Source organism: Hydrogenophaga sp. L99 (genome assembly GCF_058731905.1).
This window is the reverse complement of record NZ_CM178972.1, coordinates 551,240-568,273: the sequence shown is the minus strand read 5'-3', so window position 1 is coordinate 568,273 and position 17,034 is coordinate 551,240. Positions and strand designations below refer to the sequence as shown.

The window sequence follows — 17,034 nt, the reverse complement described above, 5'->3', positions numbered from 1 at the left end:
CATTAACCAGGAGGTCCCCATGAGCTCGGTGTTATTCATCCTCAATAACGCTCCCTACGGTAACGAGCGGGCGTACAACGGCCTGCGACTCGCTGGCGCCATGACCGCCAAGGCAGGTGTGCAGGTGCGCGTGTTCCTGATGGCCGACGCTGTGGGCTGTGCCAAAGCCGGTCAGAAGGTCCCCGAGGGCTACTACAACGTGCAGCTCATGCTGGGCAAGGTGCTGCGCAAGGGCGAGGTGGCGCTGTGCGGCACGTGCATGGATGCGCGCGGCTTGATTGAGACCGACATGGTTGAAGGCGCCCGGCGCTCCACGCTGGCCCAGTTGGCAGACTGGACTTCCGAGGCCGACAAGGTCCTGGTTTTCTGAACACCTCGAAAGCCCACCATGTTTCCTGGTCGCCGCAACGTCCTCCTGCTGGCAGGGAGTCAGGCCCTGATGCTCTCGGCCATCGTGCTGTCGATGACCCTGGCCGCCATTCTGGGCAGCTTGCTGGCACCCGACAGAAGCCTTGCCACGCTGCCGGTTGCGGCAATGGTCATTGGTACAGCCTTGGCCTCACTGCCGGCAGCCATGCTCATGCGGCGCCTGGGTCGCCGGGTCGGGTTCTTGATGGGCGCCAGCCTGGGGGTGGTTGGGAGCGCCGTGGCCGGGTATGGTCTATGGCAGGATTCTTTCGCACTGTTTGTGCTGGGCCACCTGCTGCTGGGCAGCTACCAGGGTTTTGCCAACTACTACCGCTTTGCTGCCGCTGAAGCAGTGGACGCGGCACACACGACACGTGCCATTTCCTGGGTAGTCGCAGGTGGGATTGTGGCTGCCTTTCTTGGGCCGCAGCTGGGTGAATGGGGTCGAGACTGGATCATTTCTGGGCCCTTCGTGGGCTCATACCTGGCCCAAGCTGTGCTCAGTGTGATGGCCTTGGGGCTGTTGTCTCAGGTTCGACTCAAACCAGTGGCGGCAGTGACCGCAGGCGCTGCCCGTTCCGTTCGGGAACTGCTGTCGCAGCCCTTGCTGCTCACATCCATCTTTGGTGCGGCAGTGGGCTACTCCGTGATGATCATGGTGATGACGGCCACCCCGTTGGCCATGTTGGGCTGTGGTTTGCCTGGAGCGAGTGTCACGCCGGTGATTCAGTGGCATGTGGTGGGCATGTTCGCACCATCATTTTTCACAGGCCACCTTGTCAAGCGCCATGGCGCCCCGCGCATCATGCAGGTGGGTTTCGCGCTGCTGCTGGGGCATGTGGCCGTCGCGCTTTCGGGGCTTGAGTTCCTGCACTTTGCCTCTGCATTGGTTCTGCTCGGTGTGGGTTGGAACTTCGCTTTCGTGGGCGGCACCGCTCTGCTGACGCAGACCTACCGCCCGGCTGAACAGCTGAAGGTGCAGGCAATCAACGAGTTTCTGGTGTTCGGACTGGTGGCTGCTTCCACTTTGTCCGCAGGCTGGTTGTACGACCGCTACGGCTGGGCCACCCTGAACCTGGCCGTGGTGCCGTTTCTGCTGCTGGCCCTGCTGGCGTCTGTGGGCACCGAACTGAAGACCGCCAGTCTGCGGAGGGCCATATGACTTTTGAGCAGTTTGTGCTTGCCCACGAACCCCTGATTCGCATGGGCTTTTTCTTCGGCGTGTTCGCCCTGGTCGCCCTGTGGGAGTTGGCGTCGCCGCGCCGCGTGCTGAAACTCAGCCGCAAGCAACGCTGGACCGCCAACCTCGGCATCGTGCTGCTCAACACGGTGGTTGTGCGCCTACTCTTTCCCATGGCGGCGGTCGGCATGGCCGCAATGGGCGTGGAAAAAGGCTGGGGCTTGCTGAACAACTTTGCTGTTCCGTTCTGGCTCGCAGTGCCGCTGGCTGTGGTGGCGATGGATTTCGTGATCTGGCTGCAGCACGTGATGGTGCACGCGGTGCCCGCACTCTGGCGGTTGCACCGTGTGCACCACGCCGACCTCGACTACGACCTGACCACCGGCGCACGCTTCCACCCCATTGAGATCGTGCTGTCCATGGGCATCAAGTTCGCCACCATCACGCTATTGGGCGCGCCGGTGCTGGCGGTGGTGATCTTTGAGGTGTTGCTCAGCGCCTGCGCCATGTTCAACCACGGCAACATCCGCCTGCCTGCCGCGCTTGACCGTGTATTGCGGTGGTTCCTCGTCACGCCCGACATGCACCGCGTGCACCACTCGGTAGAAGACGACGAGAGCAATTCCAACTTCGGCTTCAACCTTACCTGGTGGGACCGACTGTTCGGAACATACCGAGAGCAACCGCGCGCTGGCCAGCTCGGCATGACCATCGGTATTCACGGGCACACCGACCCGCACGAGGTGGCGCGGCTGCCCGGCATGTTGGTTCTGCCATTCAAGGGCCAGATCACCGACTACGCGATCAACAGGCGCAACTGGACGGCACCCTCCACAGACGCCCAGGTGTGAATGTGAATACCTCAACGTCCTCGCCCAACATGAACCTCGGCAGCACAACACCGCCCATCCGCCTGCCGTTGACCGGTCTGTTGCTCGGGCTGGTGTCACTCGGCGCCGTGCTGGTGGCAGGCATCGGCTACCGCCAGGGCTGGTGGCATTTTCAAAAAGGTCTGCAGATCGCGGAATGGGCGGTCTACGCCGCTGCGCTGGGCCTGGTGATATCGCTGGTGGGGTTGGCTCGCCTACGTCGTCAGCGGCGGGCCGTTGTGACCGGTCTCCTTGGCGTGCTGCTGGCGCTGCCGGTGCTGGGCATGGCGCTGCATTGGGAGTACGCTACGCGCGCCTACCCGCCCATCAACGACATCAGCACCGACACAGTTGACCCGCCCGAGTTCTGGGACATGCCCAACCCCATGGCCTACCCCGGCGAAGCGGTGGCGCAGCAGCAGCGCGTTGGATACCCGGATCTGGCCCCACTGACCCTGCCACAGGCGCCCGCTGAGGTCTTTGAAAAGGCCTTGCAACTGGTGCAGGCACGTGGCTGGAGCGTGGTCGCCAGCGACGCCGAGGAGGGGCGCATTGAAGCGGTGGCCACCAGCCGCCTGTTCGGGTTTGCCGACGAGGTGAGTATCCGCATCGTTCCGGAACGCAGCGGTTCGCGCGTCGACATGCGATCGCGCTCCCGTCTGGGAAAGATCGATCGCGGCACCAATGCGAGGCGCATTCGCGCCTGGCTGGCCGATCTGGCGAACGCGTTCGGACCCCGTTGAACGGGCTAGCACAGTGGAAACCCTTGAGCGATTGTTGCCTTGCCCCGGCCACAATATCCGTTATTGCTGATATCCGAATTAACACCGTAGGAAACACCTTGAAAATCCGCACCCTGGCCTTGGCCGCCCTGACCGCCAGCACCTTGCTGCTCACCCCATCAGTCCACGCAGACAACAAGGCCATCGCCGTCGACGAAATGGGGGCTTACCTCGAGTTTGTCGAATATGGCGGCGGCGTGATCTTTGCCGAGCAAATCCCTGCCGACGAGTGGAAAAAGATGATCGTCATCGACGCGCGCGACGCTGGCCAGTTCGCAAAGGGGCACATCCCCGGCGCCATCAACATGGACTGGCGTCAGGTGCTGTCCAAGCGCAATGAGATTCCGAAGGACAAGCCTGTGCTCATCTATTGCAACACCGGTTCGCTCTCTGCCCAAGCCGGTTTTGCGATGCGTGTGGCCGGTTGGGAGAACCTGCGCATCCTGCAAGGCGGCATGGAAGAGTGGAAAGCCAAGGGCGGTTTTGATGCGGCGGCGAAAGCCACCGCACCTGCCAAGCATTGAGCAGTTCACCGAGGATGTCGTGACTGTCGAACATTAAAGGGATTGATGTCCTGAAGTGGAGGTCATCAGGCGTCAGCTTCAATCCCTAAAGACGACTCTCGCCATCAGTTTGGATACGTGGTGCGATAAACAACTGCATCGAAAACTGGAAGATCAGCCATAGACGGCAACATAGCGCGCAGTTGAGCTCACCATCCGGGGCAGGCTTTTCAGCATGGGTTCAGAGGACGCATGTCGGCCATGAGCCTTCGGTGGTCAAAGGAGAAAACAGCCGCTCAACGTCATAAACGACACGAGGCGGCATTGCGCCTCAAGGGGCAATTTCACCAACACGCTTCGCAGCTCAATGCCGCTGGGTGTCCGAGTGGAATGATGTTAGGCGCCCTTGAACCTGATCTCGGGGACGACTCATTAGGACGCTCAGTTAAGGGCGAACGTAAGACCAGCCTTCGCCTTGGCGCTTCATCATTTGCACGACTCCAGAAGGTGCATAGTTGATAGAAGGGTTCATGTCGGCCTTGGTTAGTTTTACGGCCTTCATTGTGTTTTCGCATGCCACGACTGTCACGCCCGCTTTGGTGGCTTCGGTCACGCGGTCTGCGGTGGTGGAGTCGGCTTTCAACATGCCGATGCCAGGACCATAGGCGACGATTTCTACTTCCGCTTTGTCAGCACCGAGCTCCTGCCGGACGTTTCTGGCGTTGTTCAACGCGAGATTCCATTTGCCTGGGTCGTTGTCGCTGACTTGGATGACAACCTTCGTGGTCGCGACCGCTGACTGTGCGGAAGCTCCCAGGCTGAAGGGAAGGGCTAAGGCCAGGATCGCGGCCTGCAAAAACGTATTGCGTTTCATGTTGTGTCTCCGGTGGGTTTTTAGGATTTGCTCACGAGACCAATTTGAAAAGGTTTGCCGAGCGCGCGCCGAATAGAGAATCGCCGCATCAGCATATTGCGATGTCTATGGCGAGTGACGCAGAGGGTATTCCCTATGGCCTGCCTAGAGGGCTCAACAGGTTTGTATTACCGGCCCACCAATCTGCTGCGACAGTTCAAGCGCCCATCTACAAGCTGGTCTCGGCCCCCTCCCTCGCCGCGCGTTTGCATCCCTCCTACTGCAGGCAGTTCCGGAAGGTGAGGTGCATGCCGATGGGCCCTTCATTCGCACGAGCATGGCTGCGAGCGCACTTCGAGGACGAGAGGAACTATGCAAAGCGGTGATCGCGTCGTCGCGTTGACGTTCGCTCGCGGATCGAGTCGACGGGTTCGGGATCTACGCATAGTTGAGTCCTATGCATAGGGGTCGCTATGCAAAGCTTTCCATAGCGACCTATTGCGGTCGCCCAACAAATCGAAAGGCGGTTTTTCATTGAGTGAGGACTTCAAGGCAACTTTGCCGCCGCACCCGAACCCCAAGCAAAGGCGAGGTGCCGAGATCCCTTGCACTGAGTTGAACTGGAGAAGTCACAGAACAAGTCAATTCCCCTGCGCCAGCTTCAACGACCCAAGTTGGGCCAGTGCGGGTGGTGGTCGTCGATCACAAAGGGGTGCGAATGGCGCGTACCTTGCCCAATGGCTCCCACGACATGGGCATGTCCGTCAGGCAGATCAGCATGTTCGTGCTCAATCGAATCAGGGTCCTGAAGCGGCCAGACCAGTGTGGCCACCCAGACGGCCAATGCCGCAGCACTGCCCAAAACAGCAAAGGTCACGGGCATGCCAAAACGGGCACCCAACCATCCGGCCAAGGGATAGAGCAACAACCAGCACGCATGCGACAGCGCAAACTGAGCGGCAAACAGCGCAGGACGATCTTCTGGATTTGAAGACCGCCGCAACAAGCGCCCGGAGGGCGTCTGCGCGGTCGAGTAACCCAAACCAAGGGCAAACCACAAGGCCATGAGCGAGGCATGCCCGACCACCAAGGTGCCCGCGAACATGCCCACGACCATGAACGCTATACCTGTCAGCATCACGCGCCGATCGGACAGTTTCTCCAGAAGACTGGGCAAGGCCAGCGCCGCCACCATGGACCCGGCTCCAAAGCCGGCCAACGCCAGGGCCACTGCGCTCTGGGTCAAACCGAATTTGCCTTGCACGATGACCACCGTGTTGACAAAAACCATGGAGCCTGCTGCTGCAACCGCCGCATTCACCGCCAACAGCCCGCGCAGCCGAGGTGTGGCCAGGTAAATTCGCAGGCCTCGCGTGGTTCGGTCGTAAATGCTGCGGCGCTTTGGAGTTGGATGCGCGGGCAAAACCACCGACACCACCAACGCGGCAGAAGCCAAGAACCCCACCACCGTGCCCGCAAACAGGTCGTGAAAGCCGATCACCGTCAGCAATGCGGCAGCCAGCATCGGACTGACAAGGCTCTCCATGTCGTACGCAAGGCGTGAGAGCGACAAGGCCTTTGTGTAATAAACCTCTTCTGGAAGGACATCGGGGATGGTGGCCTGGAAGGTGGGTGTGAAAGCGGCCGACGCGGCTTGCAACACAAAAATCAACACGTAGATTTCCCAGATCTGGGAAACAAATGGCAGCAGCAGGGCAACAGCCGCCCGGACCAGGTCCAGCGTCACCAGCATGGTGCGTCTGGGCAGGTGTTCGGCAAAGGCCGCAGCGACCGGTGCCACGCCCACGTAGGCGATCATCTTGATGGCCAATGCCGTTCCGAGGACCATCCCTGCGTTCTCGCCCGCCAAATCAAAGGCCAATAGCCCCAGTGCCACGGTCGCCAGACCGGTCCCGATCAACGCAATCACCTGAGCGGCGAACAAGTGCCGGTAGGTGCGGTTGGAAAGAATGGCCAGCATGTTTTTTGTCAGCGAATCGGCGGCCGGTATGCAAGAGCCGACAACTCAGAGGTACCGAGTGATTTCCTTGAACTCTTCCATGGAGTGCTGGTGCACTCCAGCAAGTGGTCCCACGAGATGCTCAAGGCAGTGGTCCAGATGGTCCTGGATCAGCGCCTTCTTGGCTTGCTGCACAGCCTTCTCCACCGCCTGCAACTGCTGAGCGATATCCAGACAGGGGCGGCCCTCTACCAACATCGCTATCGTGCTGTTCAGATGCCCATTCGCCCTCTTTAGGCGCTTGATGACGGCGGGGTGTGAAGCGTGAGTGTGTGGAAGTGTCATGGACATCATTATCCCCCCCAAGGGGATACTATAATTGCCTGCCTCACCCAAGAAACCCCATGACTCTTCGCTCCCACCCCCCAACACGGCCTACTTTGGCAGCATTGGGTATGCGGTGGCTGGTGCTCATGGTGATCATGTTCGGGACGGTCGTCTCATCGATTGGACTCACCAGCTCCCACGGTCTGGCCGCTATTGTTGAATCGCACCAATCTGCGCTGACCGCTCCTGAAGATCCTCACGGCCATGAACATGCAGATCAAGGGGTTGAGGTTTCGGAGACAGATGAGCGTGCAAGTGCAGAGCACCCTCACCACGCGATGGATCATTCGCACGACATAGCCCACCATCTGCCCCTTGCCTGGGGCAATGCATCGCCGCAACTTCCCCGCTGGGAAATCATGGTGCGGCCCTGGATTGAACTGGGGCAAGCCTACCGGCTGGATCGCCCACCGATGGGCTAAGGCGCTTCTCCTCACCGCCTTTGCGCTGCGCCTCGCAGCGCGACCATTTCTTTCAGACCATCGGAGTCTTTTTTATGAACAGCCTTGTTCACGACAGGCTGCCCCATTCGCCATGGGCGATCGGGCACCCCCGTCTTTTTTTGCTTTTTGCTTTCTTCATCTGCTTGCTGCTTAGCAGTGCAGAAGCCTTTGCCCACGCCGTGACAGCGGGCGACAAGGGCTATATCCAGGAAATCTCGGGTGTCAACCTGCTGCCCTTTATGTACCTGGGGGCTAAACACATGATGACGGGCTACGACCACATCCTGTTCCTGTTTGGCGTGATCTTTTTCCTGTACAGGCTGCAACACATTGCGATCTATGTGAGCCTATTTGCGATCGGTCACTCCACCACCATGATCCTGGGCGTGTATTTCAACGTCGGGATCAACAGCTACCTGATCGACGCGATCATCGGGCTTTCCGTCGTCTACAAGGCGCTGGACAACCTTGGCGCTTTCCAACGGTGGCTGGGTTTTCAACCCAACACCAAAGTGGCGACCTTGGTCTTTGGCCTGTTTCACGGCTTCGGATTGGCGACCAAGATCCTGGAGTACGAGATCTCCGCCGACGGCCTCGTGCCCAACCTGCTCGCGTTCAACGTGGGCGTGGAAATCGGGCAGCTGCTCGCATTGGCGGTCATCTTGATCGGCATGAGCTACTGGCGCCGCACACCCAGCTTCATCAAACACGCCTACACAGCCAACGTCGCCATGATGAGCGCGGGTTTCATTTTGGTGGGCATGCAGCTCACCGGCTATTTTGTGTCTTGAACACCCAAGGAATTTTCAACATGTACAACAGCGATACCCCTTCACAAGCCGAGCTGCCATCTTCCAAACAGCTTCTGCGATCCACCCTCCTTGCTGCCGTGTCCGCCGTGGTTCTTCTGGTCGCCGTCGTGCTGCCAGCCGAGTACGGCGTCGATCCCACCGGCATCGGCCGCGTCCTGCGCATGACAGAGATGGGCGAGGTCAAGCAACAACTGGCGGCAGAAGCCGCAGCGGATGCAGCAGGCGCACCAGCTGCAGACTCAACTGCAACCGAGGCATCAGTAATCGCCAACGCCAATGCGGCGCAACCAGCAACGAAGCCTGCACCAGCAAACACCGCGAGTGCTCCTGTCCAACCAGCGGCACCCAAGGAGGTGTGGCGGGACGAAATCCCCTTTACCTTGACGCCTGGTGAAGGAACGGAAATCAAGATGAAGATGGTTGCAGGCGCCAAAGCTCAATACGCTTGGGTAGTCAAAGGTGGCGAAGTCAACTTCGACACACATGGCGATGCGCCAGGCAAGTCCATCAGCTATGAAAAGGGCAGAGGCGTAGCTTCTGATGAAGGCGTTCTGGAGGCGGCATTCACAGGCAACCATGGCTGGTTCTGGCGCAACCGGGGTCAGTCGGATGTGCAACTGGTTCTTCGCACCCGTGGCGACTACAGCGAAATCAAAAAATGACGCAAAAAGTGGCGCAGATCGCTGCGCCACTTCGCTGTCCATAGTCCGAAAGACCGGTTTTTTCCAAAGATCATGAGTGGCTCCTCGTAGCCGAAAACGCTGGTACTGACCGACTTCACGCGGCTCCCATTGAAATCGGTCGCCCCGGCATCGCAGCAGAGGCGACCGCTGATGTCCCCTTCAGATTTCCGTTTGCTCGGAGATTTCGAGGGCGTCATCAACCTCGATGCCCAGGTATTTCACGGTCGACTCAAGCTTGGAGTGACCGAGCAGCAACTGCACAGCACGCAGGTTCTTGGTGCGCCGATAGATCAGTGTCGCCTTGGTCCTTCGCATGGAATGCGTCCCATATTCGGCAGGGTCCAGTCCCAGATCCTCTACCCAGTGGCCAAGAATACGGGCGTACTGCCGGGTCCCCAGGTGGGGTGAATCGTGGAGCCGGCTGGGGAAGATGAAGTCATCCGACTTCAGCGCAGCCTGCTTGATCCATGCCTGCAAAGCGTCTCGGGTAGCGGCCGTGATCTCGAACTGAACTGGGCGCTTGGTCTTGTGCTGCATGACGATGGCGCGTGTGGCCAGCTGCTCGCCATGACAGACGTCGCGGACTTTGAGCGCGACGAGGTCGCACCCTCGCAGTTTGCTGTCGATACCGAGGTTGAAAAGTGCGAGCTCGCGGACCCGCCCTTCCATCTGCAGGCGCACGCGCAACGCCCAGATGTCTTTCAGTTTGAAGGGTGCCTTTTGTCCAACGATCTTTCCCTTGTTCCAAGGCTCGTGATGGACGGTATTGCCGGTGGTTTCCATGATGGTCTCCCATCGAGTTGAGGGACACACAGCATGCGCCGGCGGGGCGAAAGGTCGTTGCTTTAAATCAAATGTCTGGACGATGCAGGTGGCTGGGCGGTTGGACCGTTTTTGAGCGGCTCAGGCGATTCGCGCTCTCGGCCAAACCCAGTCGGTGGGTCAACATCCCGATGGCGGTCAATCGTGATGGGTCATTTACCTTCTCTGTGAGGAATCCCGATAAAGCGAGGCACCTGCTTTGCGTAATCTTCATACTGCTGTCCGAAATGGCGTTCAAGCCATGGCTCCTCCAGAAATGGTGCCAGTAGGTAAAGGAGTGCCCAGATGGTGACCAATGGATAGACGGAAAGCGAGTGCGTGACCAGTGCAAGTCCAACTAGGCCGCAGATGGTGACGACGTAAATGGGGTTCCTGCTCCAGCCATACCAACCCGTTGTCTTAAGTGTGCCTGCTTCACCATGAGCATCGCGCCAACCCAGTTTCCTGGTGATGTAAAAGGCAAGGCCGAATCCAGAAACCAGAAGCACCCATCCGATGGCGAAAACGGGCGTTGGCAACGCTCCTGCGCTGCGATAGTCGATGACGCTCAAGATGCAGGTACCCAATACAAGCGCCCGGAAGGGCCACCAGAAAGCGTGATACTTCCACGTCCCCAGCTCATCTGGCGGCCAGATGCGGAGGTTTGTCCATCGCAGCGAAGAGGCTGACAACACCAAAAGACCGCCGCCACAGAAGAATGAAAAGATGAAAACTGCTGTAGTCACTTGGTAGGCCTGGCTCAACGCCCAAAATAGCCGTAAATGCACGGCGAAACGAACCTGCTCCATCAATGGTTCATCGAATACCCTTGGATGTGCTGGCAGCCCAATGTGCACCACCTCTCTACCGTCCCAATCGTATATCGATGCGCTGGCCCGCCCACAAAAAACCTCTTGGTACGTCCATCCGGTACGGGCAGAACTGAAAAGCGAACGCCTGCCTTCCCGTTATGCGATGGACCGCAACGGGTCGCTCGATGTGAAACAAAGCGTGCTCTCTCACAATGAGCCATTCAAATTGACCTTGCGGCACCCTTCCACTTCCAATCAAAGCCAAAGTTGACAACTCGGCTCTGAAGGGAGAGTAGCCGCACAAACGTAGGGAGTGGCTGCATTCAGAGCTTCACATGGCAAAGGGGCAATACCGTTCGCGGCTCCAATGTACTCAGACCGGTCCGTCGAAAAACAGTTGCCAGCGTCTTTGTTCTTGAACCCAATATTGGCGACGATCGACACTTCGGGATTGCCTTGGTGAAGTTGCTGTGTAGTTGACGATCGCCACCTCAGCTTGACGTGACCAGCGGAAAACTGAAACATTGCGCCATTGGGCTTGTGGGTCGGGCTCAGGGATGGTGCGCCTAGCGTCGACTTTGGATGACACATTGTGAAACGAACTGCTTTCGCGCCCATTGAAGTCTGCCGTTTGCAGCGCTTGCAACACCTGGTTATCACCGCGGGCGTAGGCCGTCTGCCATTGGGTGCACAAGGCCTGGAAGCTGCGCTGCTCAGCAGCCAGTTCAGCGGGTCGAACCCAGTTCACTTCGTCAGCAATGATGACCGGAGTGCGCCGGGTTTGCAGCACATCCATGAGGTAGGTCATGTCGTCATTGGCCAGCGCGACACAACCTTCGGTCGCATAGGGGCTGCGGTTATAGGCGACACGCGGTACGCCATGCAGCCAGATGCCGCTCCCGGTGCGCCCCAGGCGGCGGTCGTGCTCGTTGGGGTAGTTCAGCGGCAGTGCGCCGACGCCGTAAAGCTCATCAACTTGCTGATCATCCAGTCGGCTGGTGATGTGGTACACGCCCAGAGGGGTGCGCAAATCGCCTTCTAGTTGTTTGCCAAACCCGGCACGGCCTATGGAGGCATAGCTGCTGCGGATCAATTGCAGTCCGCCAGCCTGTTGCTCGAACACAAAAACCCTTGAGTGGCTGGCGTCCACCACCACCACATGCCGCACATTGCCGGCCAGCTCCAGCACCTGTTCCGGTACGGTTCCGGGTGGCGGCATCTCCTTGAGCGCGGCGAGTCGGCGATTCGCCTCCGCTCGGAGATTCTGCAGTTGTTCTCGAACCGCCGGAGGTCCATCTTTCACCGGAGCAAGGCCGGGCAAGGCGCCACTTTGTGCGATCAGCAGATCCCCGTAGACGAGTTGCCCCAACTGAAAGTCCGGCACATCCCGCACCAGCGCTTCGGCCAATGGCAGCGCATTTTTGTTGCCCGCTGCGATCGTCCGGTAAATTTCAATCAGACGCCCTTCTGGCGAGGAGCGCAACGAACCGGTCACCAAGGCCGGGATGCCCCTTGTTCTCGAGGTTGATTGGCTGCTTGCCTGTCCCAACGGTAAAACAAAAGTCCCGGCTGCCAACGCTGCATGCGAGAGTAGCGCCCGCCGGGTGGTGGAAGTATCAGGTGCCATATTCATGAAATACGGGTTGGCCCAAGTCATTGCGCACTGGCGAGAGCGACCGAGGTCGCCAGTTCAAACTGTTCGCGCATGAATTTGGCCGTTTGTTGAAAGCCGGGCTGACTGAAGGCTGCGGGGGTCGAGTTCGAAGTCTTGCTGGTGATCTGCGACGGGTTGGTCCGAACGCCCTTGACGAGGTATTCAAAGTGCAGATTCGGACCAGTCGCTGTTCCGGTCGAGCCGACCGCTCCGATGGTCTGGCCCTGCTGCACGCGCTGCCCTGCCTTGACCGAAATGCGCTCCATGTGGGCATACGCGGTGGAATTCTTGTCGGGATGGCGAACCACCACATAGTTGCCATAGCCCTCTTGCCGGCCAGCAAAGCTCACAACGCCTTCGGCCACCGTGCGAATCGGGGTTCCGGCCGGGGCGCCGTAGTCCGTACCCTTGTGCGCTTTTTGCCCCCCATAGACCGGGTGGATGCGAGGTCCGTATGAACTGGTGACCCTCGAGAAGGCCAAGGGCGAAGCCAGGTAGGTGCGTTGCTGACTCGAACCATCGAGGCTGACGAATTCGCCAGCCGTTCCCGGTGCCTGGAACCACATGGCTTGGTGCGTCTGTTGCCCGTTTTGGATTTCGGCGCCCAGCAGTTGTCCCGTGAACAGGATTTCACCATCCAGCTCGAATGCTTCATAAATCAGGCTGAAACGCGCACCACGCTGAAGACTGCGCTGGAAGTCGAGGTCGCCAGAAAAGGCCTCGATCGTTTGCGCGGCCACAGCATCTGGCACACCAGCCTGGTCGGTGCCAGCGTAGAACGAGGAACGGATGGAGAGCGATGCCAGCTTGACCAGTCGCCTGGGGGTGGGCTGTTCGAGTCGGGAAGCGTATACGCCGTCCCCTGCCTCCACCACCAGCCGGTTGACCCGCTGGCTGCTGGCATCCACCGAACGAACCGACAGAGATTTAAGGCGCCCTTGCGGTGTTCTAGTTGTAGTTTCCCAAGAGGTTGTTCACCCGAGGTGAAGGAAGATGGAGGTTCTGACATCTCCCAACTTTCTTCAGGATTCCTCGAATGAACACCCACAAGAATGCCTCATTGACGCCCAAAGGTCGAGCCCATTTGATGAAAGAAATCCAGCGCCTGGGTCTCAAGCGCGCCGCTGCGGCAGCTGGCTTGAGCGCTGGCACAGCTCGCAAATGGCTTCGCCGCTTTGGCCAGCAAGGCGCTACCGGTTTGATCGATCGGAGCTCTCGCCCTCATTCTTCGCCCCAATGCGCCTGCGCGCACAAGATTGAACGCGCGCTGGGTTTGCGAAAAAACCAACGTTTGACCTTTGATCGCATCGCCGAGCGCCTGGGCCTCTCACGCAGCGTTGTGGCACGCGCCTGCAAGGCCGCTGGCATGGGCAAGCTACCTCCCGTTGAAGGCACGCCACCCGTGGTGCGCTATGAGAAGGCCAGACCTGGGCAACTGCTGCACCTGGACATGAAGAAGCTCCCTCGCTTTCAACAACCCGGACACCGGGTCACAGCAGACCGCACGAAGAAGACGCGGCACGCAGGCTACGAGGTATTGCATGTGGCCATTGATGACCACTCCCGTGTGGGCATGTGCCAGATGTTGCCCAATGAGAAGGCTCACAGCGCATGCGCGCATTTGCTGGCAGCGCTGCGCTATTACAGGGCGCTGGGCGTTCGCATAGAAGCCGTGATGACGGACAACGGATCGGCCTACCGATCCAAACGATTTGCCAAGCTGCTGCGTCGTTTGAAGATCAAGCACCAGCGCACCCGGCCGTACACCCCTCGTACCAACGGCAAGGCCGAGCGGTTCATTCAAACGCTGCTGCGTGAATGGGCCTACGCCTATGTCTATCCCGACTCTGATGTGCGCGCCAGCGAACTCGCGCCCTGGATGCTCCACTACAACTTCAGCCGCCCACATGCGGCAACTGAACATCGCCCTCCCGCTTCTCGCCTTGGCTTCGCGGGGAACAACGTCGTGAGAAACTACATCTAGTGACAGACACCAGGTTGCCGGACGCGCCCGTGAGCAATGAACGTGATGTGGCGTCGCGGGCAAGAAAGGATTGCGCATCGCGATCTTCGACCCCCAGGCGCTTGAGCAAGGTCTGGAGGGTCTCATCGCGGCGAGTGAGCTGAGATTGGTGGATCGAGAAATCAGGGTTCTCCTCCATCAGATCCGGGAGGGCAAGTGACGAACCAAGGGGTTCCACCACCTGCCGAATCGGCCCCTGGGTCACATCGGGCAACGCCGGTGAGACACCAAAGGCCACGACGCCGGTGCCCAGCATCAGCGCACCCAAAACCGCCAGTGCGGGCCGCCGTGGGATGTGGATACGAGCTGTCAGAGAGAGCAATTTAACTGGATGCATGTAGGGGAAGGCCGGTGGCTGGAGCGTGGTTTGAATCGCCTCAGACGGCGGACAGAAGAATCTGGATGTCCGACGCGATCGTGGCGGCATCGGTTCCGTAGGGTGAGAACAATCGGACCCGTCCGGTGGTGTCGAAGATGTACTTACCCGCCGAATGGTCCACGGTGTAGGTGGACGGCGCCGATCCGGGAACCTTCTTAAAGTAGATCTTGAAATCCGCAGCGACGCGCTCGAGTTCTGCGGGCTCGGGCCGCAAGGCGATGAAAGCCGGGTCGAAGCTCGCCAGGTATTCCTTGAGCAGCGGTTGAGTGTCACGCTCGGGGTCCACGGTGATGAAGATCACCTGCAAACGGTCACCCTGCTCACCCAACAGGCGTTTGACCTCTGCCAGGGTTGTCATGGAGGTGGGGCAGACGTCCGGGCACTGGGTGAACCCGAAAAAGACCACCACGACTTTGCCTTTGAAGTCCGCCAAGGTCCGCAGGTTTCCGTATTGATCCTGGAGCCTGAAATCCCTTGCAAAGGCGGCACCTGTGACGTCGGTGCTTTTGAAAGACGGGACCTCGGGGGAGCAAGCCACCAGCACAGGGACACCGACCGCACCGGCCAACACCGCTTGCACAAACCGCCGACGATCAGTCAGAAGTTGACTTGGGTTGGTTGAAAACCGCAGGCCCATGTCACTTCCTCGCTTTGGCCACTTCTTCGGCCACGAGCGCCAGTAGCTGTTGATCGCCAAACGACGGCAGTCCACGACCGTTGACGAAAAATGTCGGTGTCTTGGTCACTTCCAACGCCGTCAGGTCTTCGATGTCTTGCTTCAGCACCGCATCGATGGCGGGGGTCTGCGCGTCGGCCTGAGCCTTGGCAATGTCCAGACCGGCCTCTTGCGCTGCACGGTACGCCAAATCGAGATTGGGTTTACCGTGATCGGCCCATTGAGGCTGGGCGGCCAATACCATTTCCAACACGGGCAGGTACTTGTCCTGCAGCTTGGCCGCCTCCAGCAGCTTGACCACCTGATCAGAACCCCCGTGGAAAGGGGCGTACCGGATCACCAGGCGCACATCGTTCGGGTACTGTTTCAAGATGTCCTTGACGATCGGATAGAACGCCCGGCAGGTCTCGCATGCAGGGTCGAAGAATTCGACGATGGTGACCGGTGCGTTGCGCGGACCAAAGACCGGAGAATGGAAGCGCACCAACCGGTTGTTCGCCTGAGCGCCCGGCTGGTCGCCTGACTGGCTGCGGGTCTCGTTGACGACCTCGCTGACTTTCTGCGCTTGCGAATTCTGGACCCGCTTCTGGTAGATATTCATGCCCAGAACAAAGAACAGCAGAACAATGGCGACCAGAGCGACAACAGTGATTTTTTTGGAGTTCATCGGGGTGACTTTCTGAGGTAGACGATGAGGAGGATTGCCAGCGCCATGAACGCGGCCAGAGACAGCCAGGGGATTTGCACGCCGTTGAGGATGTCGAGCTTTTGGTCCGCACAGGACACCCCGGCGCTGCAAGGCACCCAGGCCTTGGGGATCAGGTCCGCGACCAGCAAGGTGTGGTACGCGGCCACCGCCAGCCCACCCAGAGCCAGGGCGAGGGCGTAGATGGCGCCCCGCCGGTCATCGGTGAAGCAGGCGATCGCCAGAACGATGGAGATGGGAAACATGAAGATGCGCTGGTACCAGCACAGCACGCAGGGTGTCATGCCCATGACTTCACCGAGAAACAGCGCGCCCAGGGTGGCGGCGGTGGCGACCAGCCAGGCCAGCACCAGCAACGTCCACGACCGGGTCATGTTGGACTCTCCGTCCTGGAGGCAACAGGGCGAAAGGACAGCCAGATCCAGACCGCTGCGGCTATCACGATGAACACATCGGCCAGGTTGAAGGCGGGCCAGTGAAAACTGCGCCAGTGCAAGTCGAGAAAGTCCGTCACTGCCCCGTTGGCGATGCGGTCGATGAGGTTGCCACCGCCTCCAGCCACTATCAGGGCGCCAGCCACCCGCTCGATCGGCGCCACCCGGCGCGCGAGGCAGAAGAAGGTGATTGGAACGACCACCACGAAGCCGATGACGATGAAGAACACCCGCTGCCAGCCGCCAGCATCGGCCAGCAACGAGAAGGCCGCACCAGTGTTGAGCACGTGGACCAGGTTGAACCAAGACGTGACTTCAACCGCTGTGCCCAACGCAATGGTGCTGGCAAACCAGGCTTTGCTCAGCTGGTCGAGTGCCAGAAGAATGGCCACGGCGGTGAGCCAGGCCAGGCGGGGACGGCCCCGCCAAGGAGTTGCAGACATGAAAAGACCCTGAAAGAACGGACATCGCCAGCCGCACGGGCTGGCACGCTTCACAGGGATCGGGGAAAAGGTGCGGCAAAAAACGCTGCCGCCAAAGAAGCCGAACCCTGGTCAGGCCAGGGTGGGCCACTGCGGCCGTTCGGGCCGCTCAACGAAAAGACCGTCGGACCATGAGCGCGCCCGGGCTTGCGCTCGGGAACCTGTGTCGCTCAAGGAAAAAGGCAGG

General features: G+C 59.6%; 20 protein-coding genes. 9 read left to right on the top strand and 11 right to left on the bottom strand.

Translation table 11 applies throughout. The annotated features are described in order from the left end of the window. Positions 1–19 precede the first annotated feature (19 nt). The 5 genes from AC4QBL_RS02685 to AC4QBL_RS02665 all read left to right on the top strand — a co-directional run bounded on the left by AC4QBL_RS02685 (position 20) and on the right by AC4QBL_RS02665 (position 3,763). Positions 20–370, top strand: coding sequence for a DsrE/DsrF/TusD sulfur relay family protein (locus AC4QBL_RS02685; RefSeq protein ID WP_472908026.1), 351 nt, complete (start codon positions 20–22; stop codon positions 368–370). Positions 371–388: 18 nt separating this feature from the next. Continuing rightward, positions 389–1,570 carry an MFS transporter gene (locus tag AC4QBL_RS02680; RefSeq protein WP_472908027.1) on the top strand — a complete coding sequence of 394 codons (1,182 nt, stop codon included), beginning with the start codon at positions 389–391 and terminating at the stop codon, positions 1,568–1,570. Continuing rightward, positions 1,567–2,439 carry a sterol desaturase family protein gene (locus AC4QBL_RS02675; protein WP_472908028.1) on the top strand — a complete coding sequence of 291 codons (873 nt, stop codon included), beginning with the start codon at positions 1,567–1,569 and terminating at the stop codon, positions 2,437–2,439. The genes AC4QBL_RS02680 and AC4QBL_RS02675 overlap by 4 nt, the downstream gene beginning before the upstream one ends. Positions 2,440–2,468: 29 nt before the next feature. Continuing rightward, positions 2,469–3,200, top strand: coding sequence for a DUF1499 domain-containing protein (locus AC4QBL_RS02670; RefSeq protein WP_472908029.1), 732 nt, complete (start codon positions 2,469–2,471; stop codon positions 3,198–3,200). A gap of 98 nt (positions 3,201–3,298) precedes the next feature. Further along, positions 3,299–3,763 carry a rhodanese-like domain-containing protein gene (locus tag AC4QBL_RS02665; protein ID WP_472900161.1) on the top strand — a complete coding sequence of 155 codons (465 nt, stop codon included), beginning with the start codon at positions 3,299–3,301 and terminating at the stop codon, positions 3,761–3,763. A gap of 424 nt (positions 3,764–4,187) precedes the next feature. On the opposite strand, the gene AC4QBL_RS02660 is transcribed toward AC4QBL_RS02665, so the two are convergent. The 3 genes from AC4QBL_RS02660 to AC4QBL_RS02650 form a co-directional block, all read right to left on the bottom strand. Continuing rightward, the gene (locus AC4QBL_RS02660; protein WP_472900162.1) at positions 4,188–4,616 is read right to left on the bottom strand and encodes a DsrE family protein; all 429 of its coding nucleotides are present in this window, start codon (positions 4,614–4,616) and stop codon (positions 4,188–4,190) included. 640 nt (positions 4,617–5,256) lie between these two features. After that, on the bottom strand, positions 5,257–6,576 hold the full coding sequence (locus AC4QBL_RS02655) for an MFS transporter (protein ID WP_472900163.1): 1,320 nt from the start codon (positions 6,574–6,576) through the stop codon (positions 5,257–5,259). Positions 6,577–6,621: 45 nt separating this feature from the next. Next, positions 6,622–6,900 carry a metal-sensing transcriptional repressor gene (locus AC4QBL_RS02650; RefSeq protein WP_472900164.1) on the bottom strand — a complete coding sequence of 93 codons (279 nt, stop codon included), beginning with the start codon at positions 6,898–6,900 and terminating at the stop codon, positions 6,622–6,624. A 59-nt stretch (positions 6,901–6,959) separates the two neighbouring features. On the opposite strand from AC4QBL_RS02650, the gene AC4QBL_RS02645 reads away from it, so the two are divergent. The 3 genes from AC4QBL_RS02645 (at position 6,960) to AC4QBL_RS02635 (ending at position 8,859) form a co-directional block, all read left to right on the top strand. Then, positions 6,960–7,364 (top strand): hypothetical protein, encoded by a 405-nt coding sequence (locus AC4QBL_RS02645; RefSeq protein WP_472908030.1) that lies wholly within the window; start codon positions 6,960–6,962, stop codon positions 7,362–7,364. Positions 7,365–7,528: 164 nt separating this feature from the next. Continuing rightward, positions 7,529–8,176, top strand: a complete 648-nt coding sequence (locus tag AC4QBL_RS02640) for a HupE/UreJ family protein (protein WP_472900166.1) — start codon at positions 7,529–7,531, stop codon at positions 8,174–8,176. A gap of 20 nt (positions 8,177–8,196) precedes the next feature. Continuing rightward, a complete protein-coding gene (locus AC4QBL_RS02635) occupies positions 8,197–8,859 on the top strand; it encodes a transmembrane anchor protein (protein ID WP_472900167.1) in 663 nt (220 codons plus the stop codon). 180 nt (positions 8,860–9,039) lie between these two features. On the opposite strand, the gene AC4QBL_RS02630 is transcribed toward AC4QBL_RS02635, so the two are convergent. The 4 genes from AC4QBL_RS02630 to AC4QBL_RS02615 all read right to left on the bottom strand — a co-directional run bounded on the left by AC4QBL_RS02630 (position 9,040) and on the right by AC4QBL_RS02615 (position 13,055). After that, positions 9,040–9,663, bottom strand: coding sequence for a tyrosine-type recombinase/integrase (locus tag AC4QBL_RS02630; RefSeq protein ID WP_472900168.1), 624 nt, complete (start codon positions 9,661–9,663; stop codon positions 9,040–9,042). 191 nt (positions 9,664–9,854) lie between these two features. Next, positions 9,855–10,490: a methyltransferase family protein gene (locus AC4QBL_RS02625; RefSeq protein ID WP_472900169.1), complete on the bottom strand. Its 636-nt coding sequence runs from the start codon at positions 10,488–10,490 to the stop codon at positions 9,855–9,857. 376 nt (positions 10,491–10,866) lie between these two features. Then, positions 10,867–12,150 (bottom strand): L,D-transpeptidase family protein, encoded by a 1,284-nt coding sequence (locus AC4QBL_RS02620; RefSeq protein WP_472900170.1) that lies wholly within the window; start codon positions 12,148–12,150, stop codon positions 10,867–10,869. Then, positions 12,147–13,055, bottom strand: a complete 909-nt coding sequence (locus AC4QBL_RS02615) for a peptidoglycan DD-metalloendopeptidase family protein (RefSeq protein ID WP_472900171.1) — start codon at positions 13,053–13,055, stop codon at positions 12,147–12,149. The genes AC4QBL_RS02620 and AC4QBL_RS02615 overlap by 4 nt, the downstream gene beginning before the upstream one ends. 128 nt (positions 13,056–13,183) lie before the next feature. Here AC4QBL_RS02615 and AC4QBL_RS02610 point away from each other — a divergent pair, with 128 nt between their 5' ends. Continuing rightward, on the top strand, positions 13,184–14,131 hold the full coding sequence (locus AC4QBL_RS02610) for an IS481 family transposase (protein WP_472900172.1): 948 nt from the start codon (positions 13,184–13,186) through the stop codon (positions 14,129–14,131). Between the two features lie 416 nt (positions 14,132–14,547). On the opposite strand, the gene AC4QBL_RS02605 is transcribed toward AC4QBL_RS02610, so the two are convergent. Genes AC4QBL_RS02605 through lspA form a run of 4 tightly spaced genes read right to left on the bottom strand, consistent with a single transcriptional unit; the run spans position 14,548 to position 16,808 of the window. Then, positions 14,548–15,186, bottom strand: a complete 639-nt coding sequence (locus tag AC4QBL_RS02605; RefSeq protein ID WP_472900173.1) for an SCO family protein — start codon at positions 15,184–15,186, stop codon at positions 14,548–14,550. 1 nt (position 15,187) lies between these two features. Next, complete coding sequence (locus tag AC4QBL_RS02600) at positions 15,188–15,892, bottom strand: DsbA family protein (protein WP_472900174.1); 705 nt, start codon at positions 15,890–15,892, stop codon at positions 15,188–15,190. Next, positions 15,889–16,305 carry a disulfide bond formation protein B gene (locus AC4QBL_RS02595; RefSeq protein ID WP_472900175.1) on the bottom strand — a complete coding sequence of 139 codons (417 nt, stop codon included), beginning with the start codon at positions 16,303–16,305 and terminating at the stop codon, positions 15,889–15,891. Before AC4QBL_RS02595 ends, AC4QBL_RS02600 begins: the two co-directional genes overlap by 4 nt. Continuing rightward, positions 16,302–16,808 carry a signal peptidase II gene (gene lspA, locus AC4QBL_RS02590; RefSeq protein WP_472900176.1) on the bottom strand — a complete coding sequence of 169 codons (507 nt, stop codon included), beginning with the start codon at positions 16,806–16,808 and terminating at the stop codon, positions 16,302–16,304. The genes AC4QBL_RS02595 and lspA overlap by 4 nt, the downstream gene beginning before the upstream one ends. Between the last annotated feature and the right edge of the window lie 226 nt (positions 16,809–17,034).

Coding starts and splice junctions, on each gene's coding strand:
- AC4QBL_RS02685 (WP_472908026.1), top strand. CDS start 20: ATGAGCTCGGTGTTATTCATCCTCAATAACGCTCCCTACGGTAACGAG.
- AC4QBL_RS02680 (WP_472908027.1), top strand. CDS start 389: ATGTTTCCTGGTCGCCGCAACGTCCTCCTGCTGGCAGGGAGTCAGGCC.
- AC4QBL_RS02675 (WP_472908028.1), top strand. CDS start 1,567: ATGACTTTTGAGCAGTTTGTGCTTGCCCACGAACCCCTGATTCGCATG.
- AC4QBL_RS02670 (WP_472908029.1), top strand. CDS start 2,469: ATGAACCTCGGCAGCACAACACCGCCCATCCGCCTGCCGTTGACCGGT.
- AC4QBL_RS02660 (WP_472900162.1), bottom strand. CDS start 4,616: ATGAAACGCAATACGTTTTTGCAGGCCGCGATCCTGGCCTTAGCCCTT.
- AC4QBL_RS02655 (WP_472900163.1), bottom strand. CDS start 6,576: ATGCTGGCCATTCTTTCCAACCGCACCTACCGGCACTTGTTCGCCGCT.
- AC4QBL_RS02650 (WP_472900164.1), bottom strand. CDS start 6,900: ATGACACTTCCACACACTCACGCTTCACACCCCGCCGTCATCAAGCGC.
- AC4QBL_RS02645 (WP_472908030.1), top strand. CDS start 6,960: ATGACTCTTCGCTCCCACCCCCCAACACGGCCTACTTTGGCAGCATTG.
- AC4QBL_RS02635 (WP_472900167.1), top strand. CDS start 8,197: ATGTACAACAGCGATACCCCTTCACAAGCCGAGCTGCCATCTTCCAAA.
- AC4QBL_RS02630 (WP_472900168.1), bottom strand. CDS start 9,663: ATGGAAACCACCGGCAATACCGTCCATCACGAGCCTTGGAACAAGGGA.
- AC4QBL_RS02625 (WP_472900169.1), bottom strand. CDS start 10,490: ATGGAGCAGGTTCGTTTCGCCGTGCATTTACGGCTATTTTGGGCGTTG.
- AC4QBL_RS02620 (WP_472900170.1), bottom strand. CDS start 12,150: ATGACTTGGGCCAACCCGTATTTCATGAATATGGCACCTGATACTTCC.
- AC4QBL_RS02610 (WP_472900172.1), top strand. CDS start 13,184: ATGAACACCCACAAGAATGCCTCATTGACGCCCAAAGGTCGAGCCCAT.
- AC4QBL_RS02605 (WP_472900173.1), bottom strand. CDS start 15,186: ATGGGCCTGCGGTTTTCAACCAACCCAAGTCAACTTCTGACTGATCGT.
- AC4QBL_RS02600 (WP_472900174.1), bottom strand. CDS start 15,892: ATGAACTCCAAAAAAATCACTGTTGTCGCTCTGGTCGCCATTGTTCTG.
- AC4QBL_RS02595 (WP_472900175.1), bottom strand. CDS start 16,305: ATGACCCGGTCGTGGACGTTGCTGGTGCTGGCCTGGCTGGTCGCCACC.
- lspA (WP_472900176.1), bottom strand. CDS start 16,808: ATGTCTGCAACTCCTTGGCGGGGCCGTCCCCGCCTGGCCTGGCTCACC.